This window comes from Pseudoalteromonas prydzensis (genome assembly GCF_011050055.1).
In the GTDB taxonomy this organism is placed as follows: Bacteria; Pseudomonadota; Gammaproteobacteria; order Enterobacterales; family Alteromonadaceae; genus Pseudoalteromonas; species Pseudoalteromonas prydzensis_A.
Window position 1 is genome coordinate 1 of sequence record NZ_DRGM01000002.1, and the last position, 5,074, is coordinate 5,074.

The following is a 5,074-nucleotide window of genomic DNA, read 5'->3' on the forward strand; positions in this document are numbered from 1 at the left end:
GCTAATAAACAGCCTTTTCGATGAAAACATTTTAAGCATTTCAGCTATTTGGTCATCTATTCACAAATTGTAGATATAAATGGCCTTTACAGGCCATTTAGGAGCAAAATTATTCACATTATTTTTTCTGGTCAGTCCAGAGAAGGCTACCAATAGCGGGTAATAACAACACTGCACCTAACATATTTACTAAAAACATGAAGGTTAACAGTATACCCATATCAACTTGGAATTTAAGATCTGAGAATATCCACGTACTCACACCAATCGCAAGTGTAATACCGGTAAATAGAACCGCACTTCCACGTTCAACAAGCGCATTTCGATAAGCAACACTTAATGGTACATTTTGCTTAAGCTGCCCCATCATCGACGACAGTATATAAATACCGTAATCGACCCCAATACCTACTCCTAGAGCAATAACTGGCAAAGTAGAAACGGTTAAGCCTATTTCTAATTGCACCATAAGTGCTTGTGCAAGTGTTGATACGATATAAAGCGGCAATACCACTGCAATCGTTGCTTTTACGCTTCTAAAGCTCATTAAACATAAAATGATAACGGCACCATAAACATAAAGCATCATTGGTATTTGCGCTTCTGCAACTGATTCATTAGTGGCTGCCATTACACCAACAGGTCCTGACGCTAGTTTAAATGCTAATTTATCAGTGCCCTCTTCTTGCGCAAATTGCTTAACACTCTTAATTACAGTATCGATAGTTTGTGCTTTATGATCATCTAAAAATATAATCACTGGCATAACTGAACAATCACCGTTAAGTAAACCTGTACTAGTTTCAACTCGAGACGTTGACTGCACTAAACTTGCTGAATTTCGTGGCAAGCTTTGCCATTTCAAATTGCCTTCGTTGTAGCCTGCGTTAACCGATTGAGCTACAGAGCTCAAACTTACAGCAGACTGCACACCTGCTACATTCTCTACTTTGTATTGAAAACGGCTTATACGCTCCATCACATCATGCTCAGTACATGCTGCAGGATACGCTTCTACAATTACCTTTAAGATATCAGACGAGATAGTGTACTTGTCTGATATTAAAAACGTGTCTTGATTATAACGAGCATCTTGATGCAGTGATGGCGCGCCTGCATGTAAGTCACCTATACGCATTTTATCTGCTTGCCAGTAACCTAAAGCAAATAGAACAAGTGTAAAACCAATAATCATTTTAGCTACTTTAGGATCAGTCGCTTTAACAAGTAAGTCTCTTATTTTATCGAGCATGTTTGGTTTTGCTGCATCACCAGATTGAATATGTACACTGTTTTCAAAGTTCATGTACGAAGCCCAGACCGGCAATAAAATTAAATTTGTAAATATAATTACTGCTACACCTAAACTCGCTGTAATGGCAAGTTCACGGATAATACCAATATCGATGGTAAGTAATGTTAAGAAGCCTACGGTGTCTGAAAGCAGTGCAATACCGCCTGGCACTAATAAAGCCCTAAAACTTGACTGACAACAAATACGTGTTGTTTTACCTTCACCTACTTTTTTACCAATCGCATTTATCATCTGCACACCATGGCTTACACCAATAGCAAATACTAAAAACGGTACCAAAATAGACATGGGATCAAGGCCAAAACCTAAACTTGAAAGCAGGCCTAATTGCCAAATAACAGCAATAATGGAACATGCAATAGGCAAAATAGTCAGCTTTAAACTGCCACAAAATAGCCAAACCATAATAAAGGTAAAAGCGATAGCAATGGCAAAAAATACAACCACCCCTTTTGCACCTTCAGCTATATCACCAGCCATTTTTGCAAAGCCAATAATATGAATACTTACTTTGTCCGTACTTAAAGGCTCTCTTAAATCACTTTCTAGCTTTTGCGCAAAAGCTAATGTGTCTAATTTTTGTTGTGTTTGTGGATCTGTTTCTAAAAGTTGAGCAGTTACCATTGCACACGAATAATCGCTGGCAATCATACGTCCTACAACTTTTGCTTTTTCAATGTTTTCCTTTACTACACCTAAACCACGCTTATCTGCTTTAAAGTTAGCAGGAATAATTGGGCCACCGGCAAAGCCATCCTCCACTACTTCAACAAAACGAGCACTGGGTGAAAATATTGAGTTAACTAATGGACGATTTACGCCAGGAATGAAATAAAGCTGATCGTGAACCGCTTTTAATTGAGTAAAGAACTCTGGATTAAATATATCACCACTGTCATCACACACTGAAATCAAAATACTGTTTGCACCACCAAACTGCTTTTCATGCTTGGTATACACTTTCATATAATCGTGGTTTAACGGGATATTTTTATTAAACGATGCATCTAATTGAATTTGAGTCGCTTTGAATACAAGTAAACAGGTTATAAGTGCAAAACTTATAAGCATAATTAAGCGATGTCTAAAAATCGCCTTTTCAATAAAATCGAGTAGTTTATGCATTAAGGGGTTAACTCCTTCACTTTAATGCCATCTTCTGTAGCCATGATCAGCCTGTTATCTAAAATTACACCATCAAGAATCGCTTTACCGTCAGCAAGCTGCTCGTGGGTGAGTAACCCATCTTGAAGATGAAAAATAACGCCACTGTTGGCAAGCATAAGCCATTGTTTGTTATTATAATTAATGATGTTGTTGATCGTCGCTGTTTTAACATTTTCGAAATGCTGCCACTGCTGTTCACCATTTTGCTTTGCAAAAACATTACCTCGAAGCCCTGCCACAATTTCTTGTGTGCTATCTGATGCAACTGCAAAGAATGAACCAGGATAAATTTCTTCTATCCTTTGCCAAGTTTGACCATCATCAATGCTTCTGGCCATCAAGCCCATCTCACCAACCAGCATTAAACCATTATCTGTTTTTTCGATTCGATTAAAGTGCGGTAAAATTGAAGCAGTTTCGGCTTCGTATCCTTCGGGGTCATTTTCTTTTAAATCGTTCAAGTAATCACGATCATCACTAAATAATAGCGAATCTAAAAAGCGTTTTTGCCAATGTTTACCACCATCGGTGGTTTGATAAAACATGCCATATGCGCCCACTGCAAAACCTTTTAAATCATCTTCAAATAGAATATCTAAACATGGTTTATCTAATTTTGGTTGTGCTTGTTGTAGTTGCCAATTAACACCACCGTCAGTAGTATTTATTATTGTTGCATCGTGGCCACACGCCCATCCATTATTTTCATTACTAAAATCAACGGCAGTTAATAGCACTTGAGTTGGGACTAGCTCAGCTTGTTGCCATTTATCACCCGAGATACTTTTAATAACAGTACCGTGTTTACCTACTGCAATTAGACTATTGCCTGTGTTAGTTATGTCGGTGAGTAAGGTTTTAGCTGCATTTGTTGCACTGATTGCATTGTTAGGGGCTTCTTGTGCAACACTCGCACCGCTTATTATCAGGCTGGCATATACCAAATACTTCATAAATTTTAATCGCCTTGTACGAGAGAGTTGTTTGTCTTTTTACTGGGGAAAGCGTTGCGCGCTGTAAGACAAACGCGATGAGAAAGGAAAAGGCACTTAACAAATTGTTAAATGCCTAGTTTAATACTATCTACCTGCGCGACGTAAAGCGCTTGAAGTAAATTCGTTATCGTTAAATGACTGTGAAAAATCGTACATTTTTTCTTGGTTATCTAAACCAATTGCTAAATAACGACGAGAATTCAAATCATGATAAACCTCAAGCGTACTCCACTGTGTAGGTACTTCGTAGTAGTTAAGGCCATAAGCCATTGCTACACGGTAAAGTTGGTCGCGGTTATCATAAATATCAGTAACCTGTACTTGCCAGCTATCTTCATCGATGTAAAACACACGTTTTTTATAGATATGACGTGTATCATCTTTTAAGTTAGCTTCAACAACCCAAACACGGTGTTTTTCGTAACGTGTATGTTCTGGATTAATATGGCCAGGCATTAAAATATCATCGTACTCTAGCTTATCACTATGAAGTTTATAGCTGTTGTAAGGTATATATAACTCTTGCTTACCTTTTAGTGTCCAGTTGTAACGATTTGGCGAGCCATTAAACATATCAAAATCATCGGTAGTACGCAGGCTGTCTGCAGCTGTGCCTGGTGCATCATATGCAACATTAGGTGCACGACGAACGCGACGTTGTCCCGAGTTATAAGTCCATGCTTGACGCGGCGTTAATATTTGATCCATTGTTTCATGAACTAATAATGCAGTACCCGCTAAACGAGCTGGTTCTGTAACGCTTTGTTTAAACTTAAACAAAATATTTGAGTCTTGTAGCTCTGCTGGTGTTGCACTAGGGTCTGAGTATTTAACTAATAACTGCTCATCAAAGCCAACATAGTTATAAGAACCAGATGCAGTCGGTGCAGCTTGACCACCAAAACGCTCAATAGACTGGCCACGGTAACGTAATAAATGATTCCAAATTGCCTCTAAACCCGTTTTAGGAATAGGGAAAGGAATACCAATCGCCGTATTTTTAATACCGTTACCGCCTTCAATTAATTCAGCAGTCGGTGCAAACTTTTTAGTCGCATCATACACAAACTGAGGGTAAGAAGCAGAACGGCGAGTTTCATATACTGGCATTTTAAATGTGTCTGGGTATGCTTCAAATAAAGCAATTTGACCCGGACTTAAATTGGCTTTGTACTTTTCAATATTACTTTTATCAATAGTGAAAAGCACTTTATCAGCTGTAAATGGGTCAAGGTGATGCATACCAGCTTCATAACCTGCTGGTGCAGAAGTAATGCCATTATTCCATGCTGGAATAGAGCCATCAGCATTAGCTGCTTTTTCTGCGCCCATTGGCGTTAAGTTTTGACCTAATTGAGCAACTTCATCAGCGTTTAATTTAGCTAAAGCTGCGCTGCTTGCAAACAAGCTACAAAAAGCTGTAGCGATGAGGGTAGGTTTTTTAATCATAATAATGTTACCCCTAAATAGAATATTTTAAGTTAAAAGAAACGTAATCGCGATCTGAGAAAGTATTAATATCGCCGCCGCCCCAAAACGAGTTATAGCTCACATCAAGTGACCACGCATTTTGGTAGTTAAAGTTCATGGTTGCACC

4 protein-coding genes are annotated in these 5,074 nt (G+C 38.5%); all 4 read right to left on the reverse strand.

Translation table 11 applies throughout. The features are described 5' to 3' along the window. Positions 1-118: 118 nt before the first annotated feature. On the reverse strand, positions 119-2,440 hold the full coding sequence (locus ENH88_RS00080) for an efflux RND transporter permease subunit (RefSeq protein WP_007586903.1): 2,322 nt from the start codon (positions 2,438-2,440) through the stop codon (positions 119-121). Next, the gene (locus ENH88_RS00085) at positions 2,440-3,435 is read right to left on the reverse strand and encodes a WD40/YVTN/BNR-like repeat-containing protein (RefSeq protein ID WP_304178200.1); all 996 of its coding nucleotides are present in this window, start codon (positions 3,433-3,435) and stop codon (positions 2,440-2,442) included. Before ENH88_RS00085 ends, ENH88_RS00080 begins: the two co-directional genes overlap by 1 nt. Positions 3,436-3,561: 126 nt before the next feature. Further along, the gene (locus ENH88_RS00090) at positions 3,562-4,926 is read right to left on the reverse strand and encodes a DUF1329 domain-containing protein (RefSeq protein ID WP_024592567.1); all 1,365 of its coding nucleotides are present in this window, start codon (positions 4,924-4,926) and stop codon (positions 3,562-3,564) included. A gap of 13 nt (positions 4,927-4,939) precedes the next feature. Further along, positions 4,940-5,074: DUF1302 family protein (locus ENH88_RS00095; protein WP_304178204.1), on the reverse strand; the 135-nt coding region annotated here is incomplete at its 5' end.

Bases quoted from the DNA above. Each gene is read 5' to 3' on its own strand.
- ENH88_RS00080 (WP_007586903.1), bottom strand. From the start codon at position 2,440: ATGCATAAACTACTCGATTTTATTGAAAAGGCGATTTTTAGACATCGC.
- ENH88_RS00085 (WP_304178200.1), bottom strand. From the start codon at position 3,435: ATGAAGTATTTGGTATATGCCAGCCTGATAATAAGCGGTGCGAGTGTT.
- ENH88_RS00090 (WP_024592567.1), bottom strand. From the start codon at position 4,926: ATGATTAAAAAACCTACCCTCATCGCTACAGCTTTTTGTAGCTTGTTT.